The sequence below is a fragment of the Escherichia sp. 93.0816 genome, assembly GCF_013368855.2.
GTDB lineage: Bacteria > Pseudomonadota > Gammaproteobacteria > Enterobacterales > Enterobacteriaceae > Escherichia > Escherichia ruysiae.
The window spans coordinates 1-21,748 of sequence record NZ_JABWNC020000031.1 but is presented as its reverse complement, the minus strand read 5'-3'; the positions used below and the strand labels follow the sequence as shown (position 1 = coordinate 21,748).

19 protein-coding genes and 1 pseudogene are annotated in these 21,748 nt (G+C 51.2%); 17 read left to right on the top strand and 3 right to left on the bottom strand.

The genetic code is table 11. The features are described 5' to 3' along the window. Window positions 1-11 precede the first annotated feature (11 nt). The 3 genes and pseudogenes from tssE to tagK all read right to left on the bottom strand — a co-directional run bounded on the left by tssE (window position 12) and on the right by tagK (window position 2,233). Window positions 12-506: a type VI secretion system baseplate subunit TssE gene (gene tssE, locus HEM79_RS20705; RefSeq protein WP_021550240.1), complete on the bottom strand. Its 495-nt coding sequence runs from the start codon at window positions 504-506 to the stop codon at window positions 12-14. Then, window positions 503-1,332: pseudogene (locus tag HEM79_RS20700) on the bottom strand (type VI secretion system accessory protein TagJ). Before HEM79_RS20700 ends, tssE begins: the two are co-directional and overlap by 4 nt. Continuing rightward, the gene (gene tagK / locus HEM79_RS20695) at window positions 1,319-2,233 is read right to left on the bottom strand and encodes a type VI secretion system-associated protein TagK (protein ID WP_000827825.1); all 915 of its coding nucleotides are present in this window, start codon (window positions 2,231-2,233) and stop codon (window positions 1,319-1,321) included. The pseudogene HEM79_RS20700 and the gene tagK overlap by 14 nt, the downstream one beginning before the upstream one ends. Window positions 2,234-2,564: 331 nt before the next feature. Here tagK and tssH point away from each other — a divergent pair, with 331 nt between their 5' ends. The 17 genes from tssH to HEM79_RS20615 all read left to right on the top strand — a co-directional run bounded on the left by tssH (window position 2,565) and on the right by HEM79_RS20615 (window position 21,728). Then, window positions 2,565-5,198 carry a type VI secretion system ATPase TssH gene (gene tssH / locus HEM79_RS20690; RefSeq protein WP_176241722.1) on the top strand — a complete coding sequence of 878 codons (2,634 nt, stop codon included), beginning with the start codon at window positions 2,565-2,567 and terminating at the stop codon, window positions 5,196-5,198. Between the two features lie 208 nt (window positions 5,199-5,406). Further along, complete coding sequence (locus HEM79_RS20685; protein WP_176241723.1) at window positions 5,407-5,697, top strand: hypothetical protein; 291 nt, start codon at window positions 5,407-5,409, stop codon at window positions 5,695-5,697. Between the two features lie 60 nt (window positions 5,698-5,757). Then, window positions 5,758-6,303, top strand: a complete 546-nt coding sequence (gene tssB / locus HEM79_RS20680; RefSeq protein WP_000996814.1) for a type VI secretion system contractile sheath small subunit — start codon at window positions 5,758-5,760, stop codon at window positions 6,301-6,303. A gap of 24 nt (window positions 6,304-6,327) precedes the next feature. Next, complete coding sequence (gene tssC, locus HEM79_RS20675) at window positions 6,328-7,842, top strand: type VI secretion system contractile sheath large subunit (RefSeq protein ID WP_000247918.1); 1,515 nt, start codon at window positions 6,328-6,330, stop codon at window positions 7,840-7,842. Window positions 7,843-7,892: 50 nt separating this feature from the next. Continuing rightward, window positions 7,893-8,300 carry a BPSL0067 family protein gene (locus tag HEM79_RS20670; RefSeq protein WP_000332237.1) on the top strand — a complete coding sequence of 136 codons (408 nt, stop codon included), beginning with the start codon at window positions 7,893-7,895 and terminating at the stop codon, window positions 8,298-8,300. A 12-nt stretch (window positions 8,301-8,312) separates the two neighbouring features. Then, the gene (locus HEM79_RS22940; protein ID WP_021550246.1) at window positions 8,313-8,765 is read left to right on the top strand and encodes an STY0301 family protein; all 453 of its coding nucleotides are present in this window, start codon (window positions 8,313-8,315) and stop codon (window positions 8,763-8,765) included. A 179-nt stretch (window positions 8,766-8,944) separates the two neighbouring features. Next, window positions 8,945-9,430, top strand: coding sequence for an Hcp family type VI secretion system effector (locus HEM79_RS20665; protein ID WP_000312804.1), 486 nt, complete (start codon window positions 8,945-8,947; stop codon window positions 9,428-9,430). 67 nt (window positions 9,431-9,497) lie between these two features. Beyond that, window positions 9,498-10,031 carry a type VI secretion system lipoprotein TssJ gene (gene tssJ, locus HEM79_RS20660; RefSeq protein ID WP_001045932.1) on the top strand — a complete coding sequence of 178 codons (534 nt, stop codon included), beginning with the start codon at window positions 9,498-9,500 and terminating at the stop codon, window positions 10,029-10,031. 3 nt (window positions 10,032-10,034) lie between these two features. Continuing rightward, window positions 10,035-11,378, top strand: a complete 1,344-nt coding sequence (gene tssK / locus HEM79_RS20655) for a type VI secretion system baseplate subunit TssK (protein ID WP_176241724.1) — start codon at window positions 10,035-10,037, stop codon at window positions 11,376-11,378. After that, window positions 11,375-12,691: a type VI secretion system protein TssL, long form gene (gene tssL / locus HEM79_RS20650; protein WP_176241725.1), complete on the top strand. Its 1,317-nt coding sequence runs from the start codon at window positions 11,375-11,377 to the stop codon at window positions 12,689-12,691. Before tssK ends, tssL begins: the two co-directional genes overlap by 4 nt. 7 nt (window positions 12,692-12,698) lie before the next feature. Further along, window positions 12,699-13,385, top strand: coding sequence for a hypothetical protein (locus HEM79_RS20645; protein WP_176241726.1), 687 nt, complete (start codon window positions 12,699-12,701; stop codon window positions 13,383-13,385). Further along, a complete protein-coding gene (locus HEM79_RS20640; protein ID WP_000720310.1) occupies window positions 13,382-13,669 on the top strand; it encodes a hypothetical protein in 288 nt (95 codons plus the stop codon). The genes HEM79_RS20645 and HEM79_RS20640 overlap by 4 nt, the downstream gene beginning before the upstream one ends. After that, the gene (tssM, locus tag HEM79_RS20635) at window positions 13,669-17,535 is read left to right on the top strand and encodes a type VI secretion system membrane subunit TssM (protein WP_176241727.1); all 3,867 of its coding nucleotides are present in this window, start codon (window positions 13,669-13,671) and stop codon (window positions 17,533-17,535) included. Before HEM79_RS20640 ends, tssM begins: the two co-directional genes overlap by 1 nt. Further along, window positions 17,535-18,305, top strand: a complete 771-nt coding sequence (locus HEM79_RS20630) for a TagF domain-containing protein (protein WP_001250470.1) — start codon at window positions 17,535-17,537, stop codon at window positions 18,303-18,305. The genes tssM and HEM79_RS20630 overlap by 1 nt, the downstream gene beginning before the upstream one ends. Window positions 18,306-18,372: 67 nt before the next feature. Beyond that, the gene (locus tag HEM79_RS20625; RefSeq protein ID WP_000163824.1) at window positions 18,373-19,074 is read left to right on the top strand and encodes a hypothetical protein; all 702 of its coding nucleotides are present in this window, start codon (window positions 18,373-18,375) and stop codon (window positions 19,072-19,074) included. Beyond that, window positions 19,071-19,457 (top strand): hypothetical protein, encoded by a 387-nt coding sequence (locus HEM79_RS20620; protein ID WP_176241728.1) that lies wholly within the window; start codon window positions 19,071-19,073, stop codon window positions 19,455-19,457. The genes HEM79_RS20625 and HEM79_RS20620 overlap by 4 nt, the downstream gene beginning before the upstream one ends. 24 nt (window positions 19,458-19,481) lie before the next feature. Further along, complete coding sequence (locus HEM79_RS20615) at window positions 19,482-21,728, top strand: type VI secretion system Vgr family protein (RefSeq protein ID WP_183082711.1); 2,247 nt, start codon at window positions 19,482-19,484, stop codon at window positions 21,726-21,728. Window positions 21,729-21,748 lie beyond the last annotated feature (20 nt).

The following is a 21,748-nucleotide window of genomic DNA, read 5'->3' as shown; positions in this document are numbered from 1 at the left end:
CACCCTCTATATTAATAAAACGTAATGCGGCTGTGCTCCATATCCAGCGCACTACGTACCCGGAATGCTGTCGGATACGGCTGCGTGAGGATCTCACCGCAAATTTCAAACTGTAATGTGTTATGACCATTCTGGCGTTGTTCATCCTGTAGCGGGATGATTTGCAGTGTGGAGGTCTTCAGCCGGGGTTCAAACCGGGTAATAGTACGCAAAATGGCTCTGCGGATATCATCCCACTTATGTTCATACAAAAAGCTCCCCGCCAGCGGCGGCAGGCCGTAGTTCACTACGGAAGCAGCCGCCTGCGGGTAACGCGCGGCATCAATATCATCTTCATGGCTGATGGTGTTGAGCAGAAACGACAAATCCCGGCGGATGATCTCTTTAAGCTGAGCTGGGCTAACACTGATATCGTGGTCGCGCTTCTGGTTTGGGGTGTCGTCGCACAGGCGGTCAAACAGAGTGGGTAGTAAGTGTTTGTCCGGGCGCTGGTGGGAGGCATTCATGCATCTTGGCCTTCAGGTGAATTAAAGGTGCAGGTGCTCAAATCCAGCAGGCTGATATCTCCGTGGCTGGTGAGCCACATTTTTGCCCCAGTGCTTGCACCAGGGTTTCACCGGAACCATCCTGCCAGACGGTTTTGCGGCACAGACACAGGGTATCGGAGGCCTTTTCTGAACCGCTGTAGCGGGAAAATAGCCAGGCTCCATGCGCATCGCCATTGTGAAGTGTGATATTGACAGGTTTCCAGATCAGATCGGTCAGACTCGCTGGTGGGGGCGATTTCAGTGAGCGAATTTGCGAAAGCGGTAGCCAGATATACACGCCACCAGTGACCAGTTCCAGCACTGGGCCGGTACGGGAGTCGCTGTCGCTTATCCAGTCAAATGTGCCACCATTCCACTGTCCGGCTGTGTCTGTTATGGTCTCAAACGCGCGGCTGCGGTGGGCATCGGCATCTGACGTTTTACCACGGGCGTTACAGGCGAGGGCGACAAGCAGATCCTCCATCCAGACGGGCGGAGGGAGAATAAAACCAGGGCGTTGTTCACCATGAAAGCAGGACTGGCGGTATATCTCACAGCGAATCAACTCCCCAAATACCTGTGCTTCTCGGGTATAATTTGCGTCCATTCGGGCGCACAGTTGGATTTGTTGCAGCGCTCGTGACCAGTTGCCGATCACGCACAATAACTGAAACAGGCTGTGCCGATGTAAAGCCTTAGTTGGGTGCATCTTTACTTGTTGCTCAGCCATCTGAATACCTTCCGCTACAGAATAATTCCGCAGCAGCGCCGACAAGGTAGCCGGTAGCACGTTATTGTTTGTCATGATGGATATCTCCGTGTTGTACCGGATTTACCCGGTAATGGCTGTCAATGCCAATGATGCGGTGCTCACGCTGTGTCAGATCGGGTAGGACGGTGCTATGTACCATTTCCGATGCGTATTCCGGGGAAAGCAAGCGCAGAATATCGGGGAGAATCGTTTCGGTAGGCCAGACCGTTTCTCCTTCGCCGGTGGTATCCAGGACATCGAGAATAGCGTCAATACTTAACCCTCCTGTGATCATATCCTGCAATGAATCAGCTTCAGTGGTCAGATTGCGCAATGAGGCCAGATCCAGCGTAACTGCCTCTTCATTAAGGGGAAATGGATCGGCATAACGATGGATATCTTGTTCAGGGGACAACAATGCCTGGCGGTATTCCTGGTAAAGTAGGGTTAGTGGGGTATCTGTTCCTGGGTTGCCTTCGGTGGCGACTGTGCCATGAACCGGAATGATATCGAACGGATTTTGCGACTGCCGTTGTTGTTGTCGAAACCAGTCAAGATCGAGATATTCGCTTATTGTTTCCAGCGAAACAGCAGTCTGTGGTGTCGTCTTTTCCTCACGTGGAGCAAGAGACGTCGGATTGTCACGAACAAGACACCAGGAAGATAATCCCCATTCAATCAGATCCCCTTCATTCAGGCGCATACGGTGATGCGGCTCGACAATCTGATCATTTACCGTGCAACAATATTCATCGGACTGATTGATTATCCACCACGCCTCTTCATGGCGAGTCAGGCTGAGAGCAATTTTCGCATTCTCATCCACCTCAAAAACAGGAAGCCAGGGCGCGTTGACGGTGAAGATAATCTGTGTTCCTGCAGTCGCGTAAATTGTGCTATCGGTAACCCCGTGCGCCTGTATTTTTTGTAGTCCCCAGATAATATTTCGTTTCATTACGTATCACTGTATAGAGTGTTCTTTTCAATAGAATAATAATTTTAATTTTTTAGATAAGTAATACTGAACAATTTGTTTTATCAATATTAATTCCTGCGGAAATGTATTGCGGTATTTTTGATATAATATATACACAATGTATATGTAATTGATTTTCTGTATTGAAAAAAATCATAAAAAAGATACTAACCGCTATATTACATTGCGTTCTGTGATATGCATCATTGTTTCATTCTGGAATTTTGATGATTCTATTAATTAGAAGTTCTAATCGGTACATTTATGTTTATGTATCATTTATATGTTCTTACATCATCAGGTGTAACAGATGGACACTCCTGTTTCACGCAGTGCACTATATGGAAAGCTAACAAAACCTTTATTCAGGTCTTTGGAGTCTGCGACAACGTTCTGTAAATTACGCGCTAATCCTTATGTCGAACTAACGCATTGGTTGCATCAGCTAATACAACAACCAGAGAATGATATTCACCATGTCCTTCGGCATTACCAAATAACATCTTTTGATGTAGAGAATGCGTTAATTCAGCAATTGGATATATTGCCTGCCGGAGCTAGCGTAATTAATGACTTTTCCCACCATATAGATCTTTCTGTTGAAAAAGCCTGGATGTTGGCAAGCATCCGTTTTGGTGATCACAAAATTCGTAGCGGATGGTTACTACTAGCCTGGTTAACCACACCAGAATTGTATCGAGTGTTAAAAAATATCTGTGCGCCATTGGCTGGGTTACCGGTAAATGAGCTATTGGATATTCTTCCGTCTTTAATCTCATCATCCCCTGAAATATCAGAGATTCCATATGATGGTTCGGATTTGAATTCTGCGGTTCCGGGAGAAAGCAGCCAGGCATTTTCCAGTGAATCAGCAGGAAATAAATCCGCGCTGGCGAAATACTGTCAGGACATGACTGCACAGGCTCGCGAAGGTGGCATCGATCCAGTCACCGGTCGCGAGCACGAAATTCGTACTATGACGGATATTCTGCTGCGCCGTCGGCAGAACAATCCGTTGCTAACTGGCGAGGCAGGCGTCGGGAAAACGGCTGTGGTGGAAGGGTTCGCGCTGGCGATCGCCGAGGGGGAAGTGCCGCCCTCACTGCGTAACGTGCGGTTGCTGTCGCTGGATGTCGGGGCGCTGCTGGCCGGAGCGTCCATGAAGGGCGAATTTGAATCCCGCCTGAAGGCGCTACTGGAAGAGGCTGCGTGCTCGCCGCAGCCGGTGATTCTGTTTGTCGATGAGGTTCACACCCTGGTAGGCGCCGGAGGTACATCCGGTACAGGTGACGCTGCCAACCTGCTGAAACCGGCGCTGGCGCGTGGCAGTCTTCGAACGATTGGGGCGACCACCTGGAGTGAGTATAAACGCCATATAGAGAAAGATCCGGCATTGACCCGGCGATTTCAGGTGTTGCAGGTGGCAGAGCCGGAAGAGGTCGCCGCTGTTGAGATGGTACGCGGGTTAGTCACCACGTTGGAAAAGCACCATAACGTACTGATCCTTGATGAGGCCGTGCGTGCTGCTGTACAGCTTTCTCACCGTTATATCCCGGCTCGACAGCTACCGGACAAAGCCATCAGTTTGTTGGATACAGCCGCAGCCCGCGTGGCGCTGTCGCTGCACACTCCACCAGCAAATATCCAGTTTCTGCGTCAACGGCTTAAAGCCGCCGAAATGGAGCAGGAGCTGCTATTAAAACAGGAAAAAATGGGGCTCCGCGCAGAACGAGGCGACACACTGGCGTCGCAGATTATATCGCTGAAAAGAGAACTGTTTGATGCGGATGAACGTTGGCAGCAAGAACTGGAGCTGGTTCACAGATTACAGAAGCTGCGTGCTGCAGAAACCGGCGAGCGTGATGAAACCACACTGCAACAGTCGGAAGCAGCATTAAGAGTCTGGCAGGGTGAAAACCCCATCGTTTTTCCGGAGGTTAATGCGGCGGTGGTAGCGGCGATTGTCTCCGACTGGACCGGCATTCCCGCTGGGCGCATGGTAAAAGATGAAGCCAGCCAGATCCTGGAACTACCTGCCCGCCTGGCGCAACGTGTTACCGGGCAAATGGATGCTCTGGCGCAGATTGGTGAGCGTATCCAGACTGCGCGGGCGGGGTTAGGCGATCCGCGCAAACCTGTGGGCGTCTTTTTGCTGGCCGGGCCGTCCGGTGTTGGCAAGACCGAGACCGCGCTGGCGCTGGCAGAAGCAATCTACGGCGGTGAGCAGAATCTGATTACTATCAATATGAGCGAGTTTCAGGAGTCTCACACCGTTTCCACGCTGAAAGGCGCGCCGCCCGGCTATGTTGGCTATGGCGAAGGCGGCGTGTTGACGGAAGCCGTACGCCGCCATCCCTGGAGCGTGGTATTGCTGGATGAAATTGAAAAAGCCCATCACGACGTCCACGAGTTGTTCTACCAGGTATTCGATAAAGGCGCGATGGAGGATGGTGAAGGTGTCCACATCGATTTCAAAAATACCACGCTGTTGTTGACCACTAACGCAGGTGCGGAGCTTATCAGCCAGCTCTATGAGGATCCGGCGCTGATGCCCGATTCAGCAGGGCTAAAAGAGGCGTTAATGCCGGAGTTACGCAAACATTTCCCAGCGGCTTTCCTGGGGCGGGTGACGGTTATCCCTTATTTGCCGTTGGATGAGAAGGCGCGTGGTGTTATTGCCCGTCTACATCTTGGCAGACTGATGGATCGTATGGCAGAGCAGCATAGCGTTTCACTCATCTATGGCGACGAACTCATTACGCACATTGTGGCGCACTGCCCGATGCACGAAACAGGGGCACGCTTGCTGATTGGTTATATCGAGCAGCATATTCTGCCGCAACTGTCCCGTTACTGGTTGCAGGCGATGACAGAGAAAACAGCTATCACGCAAATCTGCATCCGTGTTGATGAGGATGAACAGATTATTTTTGAAACGGATTAATGGAACATCCTTATTGCAAAAGAATTAAGTGGTGCGTTGTGGGTTAGCCGCTTTCCTGGAGGTTCTTCCACCAATGATTTGCTTGTGCATCGGTAGATAAATTTTTGCGCACGCCTGGTAATGCGCGTGCAAAGGGCTGTATTTCTGCAACATATCGCCCTCCCGCCAGAGCATATCTCATGTGCTGGTCAATTGACGGACATTAAGTATGACATTTCGTTATCCGATGTTGTTGACATTCCTGTTAATGATGTTCGCTTTCTGTGTTCAGGGGGAACCGCCTTTACCACAGGATGTGCAGCATTTTCTGAGTAATGCGGAAATGTGCCAGCATCTTGCTGGTGAATGGGACAGTTCTTTACCAGAGAAGGATAAAAGAGACATCGAAAAAGGGGTTGATACCTGGTGTCCTCCGGCGAAGAAATCACTCCCTGTGTTGCGAAAAAAATACAAAGAAAACAAAGAGATTATAAAAATACTCTCTGCGTATGATTTTTAAACTGTACCGTCGGACCACTCCCCTGGTGTCGTCGGCTGACTGATAAGGAAATGAAGGATTATGGCTATCAACAATAGCGCGCAGAAGTTTATTGCCCGCAACCGCGCGCCCCGTGTACAGATTGAGTATGACGTTGAGATTTACGGCTCCGAGAAAAAAATCGAACTGCCGTTTGTCATGGCGGTACTGGCCGATCTGGCCGGTAAACCACGCGAAGAACTGCCACCGGTCACCGATCGTAAATTCCTTGATATTGATATCGATAACTTCAACGAGCGGATGAAAGCCATTGCGCCGCGCGTGGCATTTGCTGTCCCCAATACGCTGACGGGCGAAGGGCAGTTAATGGTCGATATCACGTTAGAGAATATGGACGATTTTTCGCCTGCGCAGATTGCCCGTAAGGTGGATGCCCTGAACCAGTTGCTGGAAGCACGTACTCAGCTTGCCAACCTGCAAACCTATATGGATGGTAAAGCGGGAGCAGAAAATCTGATCAACAAACTATTACAAGACCCAACGTTACTGAAAGCTCTGGCCAGTGCGCCAAAACCTGTCGCTCAACAGGAAAGTGTCTTATCAGGTGAAACGGGAACAGCAGACTAACTGCGATTTTATTAAGGAACTTTCATGGTAAACAATACTCTTCTGGCGACTGGCGACCTCTCTACTGCGCAAACCACTGCCTATCAGGAAACGGAGTTTGATTCGCTGCTGGATAAAGCCTTCCGTCCCAAGACACCTCAAGCAGCAAAGGCTGTTGAGGCTGCAGTTCAGACACTGGCCCAACAGGCGCTGGCAAACTCTGTCACCGTCAGTGACGATGCTTATAAAAGTATTGCTACGATTATTGAGCAGATCGATTTCAAATTAACGGAACAGATCAAGCTAATCCTGAGTCATCCGGAATTTCAGAAACTGGAGTCCTCCTGGCGTGGGATGGAACATTTGGTTTACAACACTGAAACCGATGAAAAATTAAAAATCCGCTTTATGAACCTTTCGAAGGATGAATTGCGGAAAAATATGAAACGTTACAAAGGGATCGCGTGGGATCAAAGCCCCATGTTCAAAAAGCTGTATGAAGCCGAATATGGGCAGTTAGGCGGAGAACCCTACGGTTGTATCATTGCGGATTATTATTTTGATCACACCCCACCGGATGTGGATCTGCTCGGCTCCATTGCCAAAGTGGCAGCCTCAGCTCATGCGCCGTTTATTGCCGGAGCCTCTCCATCAGTGTTGCAGATGGATTCCTGGCAGGAACTGGCCAACCCGCGTGACCTGACCAAAATTGTCACCCAGAACCTCGAATATGCACCGTGGAACTCGCTGCGTAAAAGCGAGGATTCTCGTTACATTGGCCTGACGATGCCGCGTTTTCTCTCCCGTTTACCTTATGGTGCGAAAACAAACCCTGTCGATGAGTTTGATTTTGAAGAAGATGCGGATGGCGCAGATCACAGCAAATATGTCTGGAGCAATGCCGCCTATGCAATGGGTGTAAATATCAACCGTTCTTTCAAACATTACGGTTGGTGTACGTTGATCCGTGGTGTGGAATCTGGTGGGGCGGTGGAAAATCTGCCCTGTCATACCTTCCCGACCGATGACGGCGGCGTGGATATGAAATGCCCGACGGAAATCGCCATCTCTGACCGTCGAGAAGCAGAACTGGCAAAAAATGGCTTTATCCCACTTATCCATCGCAAAAACTCTGATTACGCCGCCTTTATTGGCGCACAATCGCTACAGAAGCCGCAGGAATATTACGATCCAGATGCCACGGCTAACGCCAATCTCTCAGCCCGGTTGCCATATCTGTTCGCCTGTTCGCGGTTTGCGCACTTTCTCAAATGTATCGTGCGCGACAAGATCGGTTCGTTCAAAGAGCGTGAAGATATGCAACGCTGGCTCAATGAATGGATCATGAACTACGTTGATGCCGATCCGGTGAACTCCTCACAGGAAACCAAAGCTCGTCGGCCGCTGGCAGCTGCTGAAGTGGTGGTGGAAGAAGTGGAAGGTAATCCGGGTTATTACGATGCCAAATTCTTCCTGCGCCCGCATTTCCAGCTTGAAGGATTAACGGGGTCGCTGCGTCTGGTCACAAAACTGCCGTCAGTAAAACAGGGTAATGCCTGATTTTTATGAATATTTTAATGAATGATGTCAGATAATACTCAGGGGGAGATATGGCATATGTTTATGGCCTGGTAGATTCATTGCAGGGCACTGAAATGGTGGGAATGGCGGGAGCAGGAGACAGAAAGGAATGTGTGTTCTTAGTTCAGGTATATGCACATGTAGGGCATACCGGAACGTGGAAGCAGGGGCGGAAAGTTTTCGGAGATAAATCGATCCGCAGAGGAACAGCAATCGCGACTTTTGTGAATGGGAAATATCCACCGAGGGAAGATGCTCATAAACATGCTGCTTTCTATCTCGAACAAGATGATTCGTATATTTATGTTATGGACCAGTGGACAGGTAAAGCCTCGAATGTATCGGCGCGCAAAATCTCCAGAAAAGGCGGAATGCGCAGTGATGGATCCTATCCTGATGCCAGTAATAATGCGGAAGCTTTTTATGTTATTGAGTAGAGAATAGATGCTATGGAGACGCGTTTTATTTTTTCTCTGTTATTGGGTTATATGTTGTTTTATTCACAATCTGTTGCAGCGTGGGAAGTCAGTTGCCCCGTATTTATCAATATAAAATCCTCAACGACAGTACTGGAGTCGGATGTACCTACATCGTGGCAGGAATCTTCCCGCTATGAACCCCGTCTGTGGTTGGACGGTGTAGGGATGTCGCAGGGAAAACCTGAAAACCGGGTGGATCTAAAACCAGAGACAGAGAAAATAAAGGGTGAAAACAGGCAAATATGGGATACCACAACGAACAGTAATCAGGATAGTGAACGTTACTGGGTTTCCTGTATTTATAACCACGGACAGGTTTGGTTATCACAACCGGTACCTGCATCGGCGACACAGTGTCAGGCATCTTCTCTGCCGGGTCAGCGGGAACAAGGAGAGTCATCGGTATCTGTGATATGTAAATAGATATAATACATTCAGTTTATGAATTAATTATATGCCGGTATCTCATTACCGGAAATTATACAGCCTTCTGTTCTTCTGAAATAAGGAGAGGGGGTTCTGTACGGCAATGATTTACCTGTATCCAGATGTACAGATAAATCAGAGATTATTTTTAAGTAATTCTTAATAAGGAAATAAAAATGGCTTATGACATTTTTCTGAAAATTGACGGCATTGACGGCGAGTCAATGGATGACAAACATAAAAATGAAATTGAGGTACTGAGCTGGCGCTGGAATATCCATCAGGAGTCCACCATGCACGCAGGCAGCGGTCTGGGATCCGGTAAAGTCTCCGTGACTAACCTGGAGTTTGAACATTACATCGATCGCGCCAGCCCGAATCTGTTCAAATACTGCGCCTCCGGTAAGCATATTCCGAAGTCTATCCTTGTCATGCGTAAAGCAGGCGGCAATCCACTGGAATACCTCAAGTATACCTTTACTGATCTGATTGTGGCTGTGGTTTCCCCCAGTGGTAGCAAGGAGGGCGAGATCGCCTCCCGCGAGAGAGTCGAACTCTCTTTCAGCACCGTGAAACAGGAATACGTGGTGCAGAACCAGCAGGGCGGCAGTGGCGGCACTATCACCGCAGGCTACGACTTCAAGGCCAATAAAGAAATTTAAGCGGTACTTTTCCGGCCAGGTAAATAGCCTGGCTGGTTTTTATTATTTGATTTTAAAGGAAATTACAGTGAATAAATGGCGTAACCCCGGTGGGTGGTTATGTGCGGTAGCTTTGTCTTTTGTCTGCCTGCTTTCCGGGTGCAGTATTGACAGCGACGACGTGCCGGACCTGATGTCACAAAGACTCGATCTGGTGATTAAGGCTTCTGATAAGGTGAATCCTGACAATCAGAAAAAAGCCGCGCCCATAGAGATACGCGTTTATGAACTGAAAAATGATGCAGCTTTCACGGCGGCGGACTGGTGGTCACTTCAGGAGAATGACAAGGCTGTTCTTGCCGATGATTTACTGCACCGCGATAGCTTTATCCTGCGTCCGGGCGAGGAGAAAAAATTGCGCCGCTCCCTCAATAAGGAAACTACCACGCTGGGGATCCTCGCCGGATACCGCAATCTGGGAAAATCGGTCTGGCGGGCTACATATAAAATTCCTGATCCACCGGAAAAAAGTTGGTACAGCCGCTTTATGCCAAAGAAAAAAGTCGAACTGGATGCTGGCATAGAGCAAAGCGCCATCGTGATTAAAGAACGGGATGAGTAAATTATGAGTTGGAATAACCGGGTGGTCTGGAGTGAAGGACAATTTTTGCTGCCACAGATGTTTCAGCAGCAGGAACGCTATCTGGAACACGTTATTCACTACCGCAGTCTGCCGCTTTCCCCCTTTTTCTGGGGCTTCAGTGAATACAGCATTGACAGTGAGGCGCTGAACATTGGCAAACTGGTGCTGAAGGAGGCTGCCGGGGTGTTTGCTGACGGTACGCCGTTTAATGCGCCGGGCCATACGCCGCTGCCGCCGCCGTTGACCATTCTGCCGGAGCATCTTAACCAGCAGATTTGCCTGGCGGTGCCGGTACGAACGCCGAACAGCGAGGAAACCAGCTTCGACAATAACCCGGAATCGCTGGCGCGCTTTTCGCTGCATGAAAATGAAATTCGCGATGCCAACTCGTTGGGGCGTGGCGCACAATTGTTGCAGCTCAGCCACCTGCGTCTGCGGCTACTGCCGGAAAAGGCAGTGACGGATGCGTGGATCGGTCTGCCGCTGACACGCATTACGGCCCAGCATCCTGATGGACGGATCGAGCTTGACAAAGATTTGATCCCGCCAGTGGTGAACTACCAGGCAAGTTCACTGATATGCACCTGGCTGTCGTGGATCAACGATCTGATAAAAATGCGCGCAGATTCACTGGCGGAACGGTTGACGGGCAGTGATAAACACGGCCATGAGGCGGCGGAAGTGTCGGATTACCTGCTGTTACAAATTCTCAATCGTTTTGGCCCATTACTTATCCATCTGGCGAAAACGCCGCTGTCGCCGGAAGTGCTCTATCGTAATCTGTCCGAACTGGCCGGTGAACTCTCGACCTATGTGCGACCACAAACTCGCCGCCCGGAAGAATATAAAGAATATAAACACCTGACGCCTTATGCTGGGCTGAAATCGGTAGTGGACGAGGTACAGTACCTGCTGAATGCCGTGCTGATCCGGGGGGCGCAGCGGATTCCGCTGGAAGAGGGGGCTTATGGCATCCTCAATGCGGTGGTTGAACCTTCCGAACTATCGGGTTTCAGCGCGCTGGTGCTGACGGTGAAGGCGCAGATGTCTGCCGACGCCCTGCTGCAATATTTTTCCGCCCAGACCAAAATCGGGCCGTCCGAACGCCTGCCGGAACTGATCCGCTCGCACCTGCCGGGGCTGACTTTGCAGGTGCTGCCGGTTCCCCCGCGTCAGATTCCGTTCCAGTCCGGGTACATCTATTACGACATTCGCCGCGATGGAGTGCTTTGGGAACATATTGCCCGCTATGGAGGTATGGCCATGCACACTGCCGGAGAGTTTCCGGGGCTGGAGATGGCTCTGTGGGGAGTGCGTGATAAATGACCGACGATATCCTGACGCCGCAGGCGGCGAATACCCTGCCATTTCAGCCATCAACCGGGGGGGGAAAGGCACCCGACAATGACGGTTACGGCGCGGGCATAAAGGACAGTCTTCGCAAGGAGGAGAGCAAGGTGGTAGTTGAGGACGGCCCGGATATGAAACTCCGGCTGGCTGAAATCACTGCTGCCGCTAATCCTCTGCTGGCGGCGGCAAGTCCTCTGTTATGCGCACTGGCGCAGATGCCCCGCGAACTCGCCCCTGGTTTTATCGAACATTACCGAGCCCTGCTAGAGCGGGAGGTTCGCCGATATCAGACGCTGTGCGACCAGGCAAACCTGCGCCGCGAGCATGTGCTGGCGGTTCGCTATTGCTTGTGTACGGCGCTGGATGAAGCCGCCAACAATACAAGCTGGGGGCGACGTGGGGTTTGGGCTGGAAAAAGCCTGCTGATCACCTTTCATGGCGAAAGTGAAGGTGGCATCAAGCTGTTTCAGATAATTGGTCGTCTGGCCTCCAGCTTCCAGGAGCACAGCGATGTGCTGGAAATCATTTACCACATTCTGGGGCTGGGTTTTGAAGGTCGCTACAGTGTACGACCCGACGGGCGCAAGCAACTGGACGATATCCGCCAGCAACTGCTGACTCAACTGATCCAGCGCCGCGATCCGGTAACACCAACACTTTCGCCTGGTTTCACCGGTGCCGTCGGCGGTCGGATTCGGCGGATGCAGCGGGTGCCGGTCTGGCTGAGTGGCGGAATAGCCCTGCTGGTGATGTTGACCTTATTTGGTTTTTACAACCACCGGATGAGTCTCGCCACAGAAGCCGTACAGCAGCGTATCGATGCCATTGGTAAAAATCTGCCGCCACCCCCCGTTCCCGTGCATAAGCTGCGACTGAAAATCTTGCTGGCGAACGAGATCACCCGTGGTCTGCTGACGGTGGAGGAAGATGAGCATCATAGTCGGGTGGTCTTCCGGGGCGACACGATGTTTGTGCCGGGGCAGAAAACCGTGAATGACGCGCTCCGCCCGGTGATTGATAAGGCTGCGCGCGAGATTGCGCGAGTGGGGGGCGCAGTGACGGTGACTGGTCACACTGACAGCCAGCCGATCCATTCTGCGGAATTCCCATCTAACCAGGAGTTATCGGAAAAAAGGGCGACGGAAGTGGCTACGCTGTTGAAGTCCGGTGGCGTTTCTGCCAGTCGAATCCGGGTTGTCGGGAAGGGGGATACCGTGCCGGTGGCTGATAACCGCACTAAAACCGGACGAGCGCAGAATCGCCGGGTAGAAATTCTGGTGGTGGAGTAAATTAATAATGGAAAAGCTGGAGTGTAATGCGTCTAACCATTCGCCAGTGTGGGGAGTAACAGAATTTATATTCTGGAAACTGGCGCCTAAAAAATGGGGGGGAGGAGTAGCATTTGGGCGTTATTTTAAAGATGGTTGGGTGAAGCATAACAGCCTTTTGATCAATGCAGCTGCAAATGCCTGGCATTTACCTGCTCCCTTGCTTGCTGGAGTTTGTTGGATTGAAGTAGGGGGAGACCCTCAGATTATAGACACGTTGGCATTTGAATTTCGTGCTATGAGTTGGAGTGGGCCTGAGTGGGTTGATGAACATATCACAATAGCTTCGAAACCAGAAAAAACATCTTTTGGTGCGGTGAGTATGCAATTGCGAACTGCAGCAAAAACACTCGGGCTTGATGAGACTAAAATGGATAATTCTCAGTTGCGTGAGCTGGCAAATTGTCTCCAACATGATGTGTTTAATATACAATTAGCTGCAATACATCTTTATCAATTGGCTGAAAAAGATGGCTTTCAGGTATCCTTACCTCACCTGACAGAAGAACAAATAAGAATTATTGGAGCTCGTTATAATCGAGGTGTTTCTCTTAGTCTGGAAAAAATAAAGGAAGATACCAGCTATGGCGATTTTATTATCAACAACTGGTTACATTTCTCTGGTTTATTAATGACTGCCTGGGAGTCCTCATGAAAAAAATAATTAAGATAACAGGATGGTTATTATTCATTATGGGGTTGGTCACTATCATGCTTTTTTCCGGGAATGAGTATCAGTGGATGCAGGATATGGAGCCTTCAATAACAGCATTGCCTCAGGGAAATGGAAATAGAGAGGTAATCAGAAGATTAATTTATTCTATTTCAGCGGCTATTCAGATTGTTCTTTATTTTCTTTCAGTATCACGTACAGGAAAGGGGTTTTCAGTCCTGGGTATTTTGCTATTACTGATTATCGCATGGAGCTCTGAACAATAATGCAAAAATTTCTCAGTCTGCTGTTTTCCCGACGCGCACTGGCGATTGTCGGCGTGGTGATGCTGGCGCTGCTGGTCTGGTTTATCGGACCGCTGGTGGCGTTTGACACCATGCATCCGCTGGCGTCTGTGGGCAATCGGGGGGTGACCATTGTTCTGTTACTGATGCTACTCATACTGTGGCTGGTGAACTGGTCAATGAGCATTATTGGCGTTACGGTTCTGTGCCTGATCATCGGTTTTGTGTCACCGTTGCTGGCCTTTGGCGACGTTCGCCCTTTTACGCCACTGTGGCTGCGTCTGACGCTTATCGGTCTGATCCTGCTGACTTATGCACTATACGGCCTGTACCGCCTGTGGCGGGCGCTGCGCCTGGATGAACAATTGTTGCGCCGTTTCCTGCATCCTCGTGGGGAAGACGTGCCGGTGGCCGGGGAAATTAAAGCTGATTTGCGCACCGTCAGCAATATTGTCACCCGCGCCATCCGGCAACTGAAACAACTACGAGTAGATCAGCCATTTTGGCGTAAGGCCCTGGAAGGAAAGCGTTTTCTGTACGAGTTACCGTGGTTTATGGTCATCGGCAGTCCAGGCGATGGTAAAACTACCGCGTTGCTCAACACTGGATTGCAGTTCCCACTAGCAGAACAGATGGAACAGACCGTACATATCCTGAATGTACCTGGTGGCGGCACGCTGCATTGCGACTGGTGGTTTACCAACGAAGCGGTACTTATCGATACCGCTGGGCGCTATGCCCGCCATGATGACGGCGGCGAAACGAACGCGACACAGCGTAACGCCGGAGAGTGGCAAGGATTTTTGGGGTTGCTGCGAAAACACCGCCCCAACGCGCCGTTGAACGGCGTGCTTCTGACGCTGAACGTGGCAGATCTAACCGCGCAGTCATCGGCAGAACGCCTGGCTACTTGTGCAGCCCTGCGTGCACGGCTGGCAGAACTGAGAGAGACGCTAGGGATCCGTTTTCCTGTGTATCTTATTGTCACAAAAATGGATCTGTTGCCGGGCTTTACGGAGTATTTCCGTGGTCTTACTAGTCACCTTCGTACCCAGGTATGGGGCTTCACTTTGCCTTACAGCCGGAAACGGAATTCCGCAGATCTGCAGTCGCGACATGCGCTCTGTGGGCAGGAACTGGCAAATCTGACGCGGCGGCTGGATCAGGGGCTGGATTCCCGGTTGCAGGAGGAGTACGACCTTAAAAGCCGCCAACGGCTCTACCGCTTCCCGCGTGAATTTGCCGCGCTGGGCGCGCCATTGCTGGAAGCCATTGAACAGATCTTCCTCGATTCAAAATTCGACGCCACCCAGCTTAACAACACCCTACGCGGCGTCTTTTTCACCAGCGCCGCGCAGGCGCAGGCGGACGCCGTGGCAGACCATACGGGCATCTGGCAGCGTTTTGTGCGGGCAATAAAAGGGAAGGCGGATTCACCGTCTCATACCCTGCCGGACGGCAACCGCAGCTATTTTCTCCACGATCTACTAAAACAGTTAATCTTCCGTGAAGCGCACCTGGTGGAGCCGAATCTCCAGTGGGCATGGCGTTATCGACTACTGCGTACCGGCGGGCATCTGTTGGTACTGGCGCTGGCTTTCTGGTTATGGCAGGGAATGCAGGGCAGCCAGCAGGGTAACAACGGGTATCTGAGCGAAATTGCTAACCGTACGACCCGACTGGATACCGATGTCAAAGACTATACCGGAAACCCCGCGATGCAGCCGGTTCCGGCATTATTGAACCAGGCACGGGCGTTGTCAGCCTGGCCTGGTCTGGATCCTGACTCACCACCGCTGGCCTGGCGTTATGGCCTTTACAGCGTTCCGCCGGTGACGGAGAGCGTGGCGTCCCTGTATGACCGCCTGCTGGAACGGTTGCTGCTGCCGCCGCTGGTGAAACGCATGGAATATGTGCTTTCGGATGCGATAGCGCGTCAGGACAGCAAAGCCGCCTATGACGCCCTGCATGTTTATTTGCTGCTGAACCTCGATAAAGACCACGAGGACAAATACAACGCGGCGGAAATTCACTCATGGGTACTGAATGACCTGGACAACCGAGATAGCATGGCGGAGTTTGGTGGTCGCGCAGCCGTGCTGGAACATATCGACGCTCTGTTTGACGGTAGCCGCGTAGTGCATTCGCCTTACGAAAAAGATGAGAGGTTGATCCGCCAGGCGCGAACTTTCCTCGATGGACACACCAGCACTGAGCGTATCTATGCTCGTGCACTGGCTTCTATGGAGAGTGAAGCACCGCAGGAGTTTTCGTTGGTGCGCGCTGTAGGGGCAGATGCAGGAAGCGTCTTTGTTCGCACTGATGGCGCGCCGCTGGATCGGGGTGTACCGGGTATCTTCACCCGCGAAGGCTACCGGGGGTTATTTGACAAACGACTGCCTGAATTTGTTACCGCAGCGTCAGCGAATGATGCCTGGGTAATGGGGCGGGAAAATGCGCAAAAAAAAACGACTGAGAATGTAATGAGCCAGCTACCGGGACAGGAACTCCCGGTTACCCGTGAAGTCCGTCGCCTGTACCTGGCTGAATATGCCCGCCGGTGGCAGGATTTTCTGGTCAGTATTCACAGCATCAACAGCGCCGGGGAGGACGGTAGTCCGGGGCTGGCCTATGACCTTCAGGTACTTCGTACCCTGGCCTCGCCGGATTCACCGCTGATGCGGCTGAGTAAAGCCGTGGTGGAGCAGACCACCCTGGTACCGCCGCTGGATGCACAGGCCAGACAAAAGCAGATGGCCCAGCGAGCGCAGGATCGGCTTTCCGGTAATGCGGGAAAAGCGGTACAGACGGCGAAGTTGTTCCAGGACATCCATCCAGAAGAACGTCTGGAGAAAACGCTGGTGGATGATCGTTTTGCCGCATTGCGGGAAGTTGTTTCCGGGCGTATGGACAGCGGACAAGGGGGCGGCGCACCACAGCTTAATTCGCTGCTGACGATGCTCAATGAATATTACACCCAGCTCACCATTGCAGACAGTGCACTGGCGGCCAGCACATTACCGGGTCGCATTTCGGCGGCGGATAAACTGCAACTGGAGGCAGCAAAACTACCCGCGCCGCTGAAAAATATTCTGTTGGATTTAACACAGCAGGGGACACGCAAAATCAATGCCGGAACGGGTGAAGTGCTGAATGCGCAAATGGAGGCGGTGATCGGTGATGAGTGCCGTGATGCCATTGACGGACGTTATCCCTTTGCCGACAGTCCACAGGAAGTCAGCGCGGACGATTTTAACCGTATCTTTGCCAGCGGCGGCGTGCTGGATGCCTTCTGGACGAAACAACTGGCCCCGCTGGCGGATACCGCCAGCAATCCGTGGCGCTACAAACCGACCGAAGGCAATATGACCTTACAGGGGCCGGATCTGACGCCATTTCAGGAGGCGAAACAGATCCGAAGCGTTTTTTTTAACGGGGAAGGTGGGAAAAAGTTCTCCTGGGCGATGCAGGTCCGCGTCGTGGATATGGACCCTGCCATCACTGAACTGGTGATTGATATTGACGGTCAGGTGTTGCGCTACGCTCACGGCCCGGTCAGGCCGCTAAAAGTGAACTGGCCGGGGCCGCGCAACGGCTCAATGGCGGAAATCACCGCTAGCCCGCGCATCCGCCAGGACACCTCGACGCTACTGACTAACGGGCCGTGGGCGCTGTTTCACCTGCTGGACGCGGGTAACGCGCAGGATACAGCGGTACGGGGAACGCAGCAGGTGGAGTACAGTTTTGATGGGCGACGGGTAGTGCTGGAAATCACCGCCGGGAGAGACTTTGACCCGGTGAACCGGGGACTACTGCAACGCTTCGCCTGCCCGGAGAGGGCGCTCTAATGCGCCGTGCTACGGCAGTATCGACCCCGGCGATGTTCGGTAGGTTGCCGGACCAGCGTGATTATGTGCGCTGGCGGGTGAGCGCGAACGAAGGACAGGTGTGGCAGGCGTGGCTGAACCAGCAGACGTGGCTTGGGCAGGGGCGGCATATTGTACTGCCGGAAGGATCGAATACCGTGACGACGGGAGAGAATGACGGTTGGATGCACTTATCGCCGCGTGAAACGTCGGTGCTGCCGGAGCACCATCCGCTGCCGTGGAGCTTCGTCCTGTCGCCGGGGTTTTTACCCATTGGCGGGCGTGATGAATGGCTGACAGGGGTACTGACCGCCTCACGAGACAGCACGGGCAGGCCGTGGCCGCTGGTGATTTACCAACGTGCCGGACGGGAATGGCTGGAAGAGAGTCTGGATGAAACGCAAGGCTGGCTGTACTGGCTGGCAAGACTGGCGGCAGTACATGTCTCACCACAGACAGAACGCTGCGGGCGACTGGCGGAGCAGGCAGACCAGCTGTGGGCGATGTGGCGACCGGGGCCGCGCTGGGCGCAGTGGTTGCGTGGTTTGCGGCGTGTACCGCAGCGCAGCCGGGAACTCACCGGCCTGCCGGACGCACCGGTAGTGGAACTGCCCGGCGTGCGGCACCTGCCGTGGCCGGGCTGGCCGGACAAAATGCTGACGCAGGCACAACAAGGGCAGGGCTGGTTCTGGCAGCAGAACAGCGAGGGGCGGTATGTGGATGCGCTGCGGCTGACGGGGCAATCCTCATAATATATAAAATCATATTCCCCCCCCAAAATATTTCAGATGAAACCAGATAATATTTAACGAGAATAAAATGACCAAGCTTAAATATGATGAAAACGGCCTGCTGGCAGAATACTATGCAAAAACAGATATTGACGGTGATGTCATCACTCACAAAGATGACAGAATGACGTATTTATTAAATAAAAATACTGGCTCTATTTCTGTAGTGATAAAGTGGAAGTATGAGTGGTATAAGGATAATACCGTTACAGATGACTGGACTGTATTGGAAAAAGCTATTTTCATGAGATCAGTATATTTATCTGTTCAACAGGCATGGAATGGGAAAATAACTTATTCTGTTTCCGGTGAGTCTGAGTTTGCTAAAAAATTTCAGGGGGAAGCTTTGCCTTTTGATGTGAGGATAATTCCTGTATCTCAGAATGAAGACTGGTTGGTAATTGCAACTAAAGTTTTGCCGGGTGCTGATTTAAGAACGTATGTTGATTTTAAGAACAGCACGGTTCATGTTGACTCAGCAGACCTGGAAAAAGTAGCAAAATGTTTTAACTGTAACAATACAGTGCAAATAAATATACCACATGAAGCCGGACATGTACTTGGTTACTTAGATGATGATTATGATTCTTCGTCTCCGTATGTTGGAGATGTTAGTGGGCTGATGAATATGGGAATGGAACTCCGGGAAAGATATCTTAAAAACTCAACTATAACGTTGAATGTAATAATGCCTGATACTAACTTCACTCTATTGAGTGTAACCAAATGAAATTAATCTGTATTATAGTGTTCTTTCTTTCAATAAATTACGTAATCACAGCAAATGTTTTCGAGCCTTCAGTAGTTTCTCAATCCCCCAGGTATTATGAGGAAAATGATATACAGAATGGAAATAACGATACTTTTTTTGTGAAAAAATACGGCCCACCTGTTCATGAGTTCATGAAGCCACGATATAAGTTTGCCGGTGAATATTATATCGGTTTGAATCAGACTTATCGCATCACAAACCCTGAATTTAAAGATGTTCCTATTAAAGAAATGTTCTGGAATCTGCAAGAGGATTTAAATCTTACATGCTGGTTCCATTATAAAGACGGGCAGTGGCGGGTTATTTCTTATATTTTTTGGCCACCAGGGGCTAAATTTTAATCCGGTATTAAAGGAGTAAACACCATGAGTTTTGTATCTACGGGTAATAAACCAGTTGGAAACGGTGGACCCGTCATCACCACACCACCAATAGCTCGCGAAAGTGGCGGTATGAGCACAGGTTCAGCCGCAACTGGTGTTGCTGATGCAGCCGAACAGATGGCAGAACAGGCAGTTGCAGATCTATTTGGTGCGCTTCCAGAACCGTCAGGACTGGTTAAAGCTGCAGTAGCTGCTGCGCAGGCTGCCGCCGCAGCGGCAGGGATCTCGGATATGGCTGGTGCAGTTCAGGATGCGGCGGCATCGCTTGCTGCCGCTGGTCCGGGGGCGCATAACGTCACAGTAAGTGGTAGTGCGGTGCCGGCGCAGATGCTGCTGTTTGCAGGTATGAATGGTTCGGAAGGGCTTGGGAATCTGTTTTCCTATACAGTACAGCTTAAAACGCCTGACACCCTGAACCTCGGATATGTCTCCCCTGCTGCCAATCTGCCGCTCAAACCGATGGTGGGCAAAGACCTGTGCGTCAATATTGAACTGGATGGCGGCGGCAAACGGCATATCAGCGGGCTGGTGACGGCTGCGAGGGTAGTCGGTCACGAGGGGCGCTCAGTCACGTATGAATTGCGCATTGAACCGTGGCTGAAGCTGCTGACCCACACCAGTGACTACAAAGCTTTCCAGAACAAAACTGTGGTGGAGATTCTGGATGAAGTCCTGGCTGAATATTCTTTTCCGGTGGAAAAACGGCTGGTGGAAAATTATCCGCCCCGCGCCTGGCAGGTGCAGTATGGTGAAACCGATTTTGATTTCATCCAGCGCCTGATGCAGGAATGGGGTATTTACTGGTGGTTTGAGCACAGCGAGAACAGCCACACACTGGTACTGGCTGATGCCATCAATGGTCATAAAGTGTGCCCGGACTCGCCGCTGGTAGAGTGGCACCAGGAAGGACTGAAGCTGGATAAGGAATTTATCCACACCATTACGGCCAGTGAGAGGCTGCGTACTGGAAAGTGGGTGCTGGACGATTTTGATTTTATGAAGCCGCGTTCGCTGCTGAAAAGTACCGTGGCTAATCCGCGTGATACCGGTCATGCTGAATATGAGCATTACGAATGGCCTGGTGATTACTTCACTATGGGGGAAGGTGAGATGCTGACGCGCATTCGTATGGAAGCGCAGCGCAGCCCTGGCAGCCGGGTTGGAGGGGCGGGGAATATCCGCACCCTCATGACTGGTTACACCTTTACGTTGATGAATCATCCGACGGCGGAGGTCAACCAGGAATATCTGCTGGTGCAGACCACACTGTTTTTACGGGACAATGCGCAGTACAGCGGCCAGGACCAGCATTTTACCTATGTCACCACGTTCGAACTGCACCCTACCAGTGAAGTCTACCGCCCACAGCGAACCCTGAGCAAACCCCATACCAAAGGCCCGCAGAGCGCCATCGTCACCGGTCCGGCGGGGCAGGAAATCTGGACGGATAAATATGGCCGGGTGAAGGTGCAGTTTGGCTGGGATCGTTATGGTAACAATGACGAAAACAGCTCCTGCTGGATCCGCGTCAGCTACCCGTGGGCAGGGAAAGGATTCGGTGGCATTCAGATCCCACGCATCGGTCAGGAAGTGCTGGTGGATTTCAAAAACGGCGACCCGGATTTACCGATTATCGTGGGGCGTACCTACAACCAGGACACCATGCCGCCGTGGGGATTGCCGGGCGCAGCGACGCAAAGTGGGTTTTACAGCCACACAATTGGTGGTGGGCCGACGAATGCTAACGCCCTGCGTTTTGAGGATAAACCTGGTGGGGAAGAGGTCTGGTTGCATGCCGAGAAAGATCAGCGCATTGAAGTAAATAATAATGAAAGCCACTGGGTGGGGAATAATCGACTTAAAGTTATTGATAAAACAGAAACAGCGATTATTGGTGAGAAACGTTCTCTTACAGTTCAGACGGATGATACTTCCCTTGCCGGAGGAGATAAAACAATTCAGACCGTACAGAATTTACGCCTTGCTGCGGGAGATTCCATTATTCTTAGCTGCGGAGAAACTATCCTGCAAATGACCAGTGACGGAATATTTAATATAACCTGTAAGAATTTTAATATTACTGCAACAGAGAACGGAAAAATAAATACACAATCAGGGCAGCTTGATTTAAACATGAATGACAGAAAGGCAGATATATCGCCGCCTGGCACATTAGAGAAAACAGCTCTTCAGACGGCGATAGATATCACCTTTATGTCTAAAAAATAAATCACAACTATCCTTCAATA

Excerpts from the sequence above, each read along its gene's own strand:
- tssE (WP_021550240.1), bottom strand. The coding sequence starts at position 506 with ATGAATGCCTCCCACCAGCGCCCGGACAAACACTTACTACCCACTCTG.
- HEM79_RS20670 (WP_000332237.1), top strand. The coding sequence starts at position 7,893 with ATGGCATATGTTTATGGCCTGGTAGATTCATTGCAGGGCACTGAAATG.
- HEM79_RS20685 (WP_176241723.1), top strand. The coding sequence starts at position 5,407 with ATGACATTTCGTTATCCGATGTTGTTGACATTCCTGTTAATGATGTTC.
- HEM79_RS20630 (WP_001250470.1), top strand. The coding sequence starts at position 17,535 with ATGCGCCGTGCTACGGCAGTATCGACCCCGGCGATGTTCGGTAGGTTG.
- tssM (WP_176241727.1), top strand. The coding sequence starts at position 13,669 with ATGCAAAAATTTCTCAGTCTGCTGTTTTCCCGACGCGCACTGGCGATT.
- HEM79_RS20615 (WP_183082711.1), top strand. The coding sequence starts at position 19,482 with ATGAGTTTTGTATCTACGGGTAATAAACCAGTTGGAAACGGTGGACCC.
- HEM79_RS20620 (WP_176241728.1), top strand. The coding sequence starts at position 19,071 with ATGAAATTAATCTGTATTATAGTGTTCTTTCTTTCAATAAATTACGTA.
- HEM79_RS20625 (WP_000163824.1), top strand. The coding sequence starts at position 18,373 with ATGACCAAGCTTAAATATGATGAAAACGGCCTGCTGGCAGAATACTAT.
- HEM79_RS20645 (WP_176241726.1), top strand. The coding sequence starts at position 12,699 with ATGGAAAAGCTGGAGTGTAATGCGTCTAACCATTCGCCAGTGTGGGGA.
- tssB (WP_000996814.1), top strand. The coding sequence starts at position 5,758 with ATGGCTATCAACAATAGCGCGCAGAAGTTTATTGCCCGCAACCGCGCG.
- tssL (WP_176241725.1), top strand. The coding sequence starts at position 11,375 with ATGACCGACGATATCCTGACGCCGCAGGCGGCGAATACCCTGCCATTT.
- tagK (WP_000827825.1), bottom strand. The coding sequence starts at position 2,233 with ATGAAACGAAATATTATCTGGGGACTACAAAAAATACAGGCGCACGGG.
- HEM79_RS22940 (WP_021550246.1), top strand. The coding sequence starts at position 8,313 with ATGGAGACGCGTTTTATTTTTTCTCTGTTATTGGGTTATATGTTGTTT.
- tssK (WP_176241724.1), top strand. The coding sequence starts at position 10,035 with ATGAGTTGGAATAACCGGGTGGTCTGGAGTGAAGGACAATTTTTGCTG.
- tssC (WP_000247918.1), top strand. The coding sequence starts at position 6,328 with ATGGTAAACAATACTCTTCTGGCGACTGGCGACCTCTCTACTGCGCAA.
- HEM79_RS20665 (WP_000312804.1), top strand. The coding sequence starts at position 8,945 with ATGGCTTATGACATTTTTCTGAAAATTGACGGCATTGACGGCGAGTCA.
- HEM79_RS20640 (WP_000720310.1), top strand. The coding sequence starts at position 13,382 with ATGAAAAAAATAATTAAGATAACAGGATGGTTATTATTCATTATGGGG.
- tssH (WP_176241722.1), top strand. The coding sequence starts at position 2,565 with ATGGACACTCCTGTTTCACGCAGTGCACTATATGGAAAGCTAACAAAA.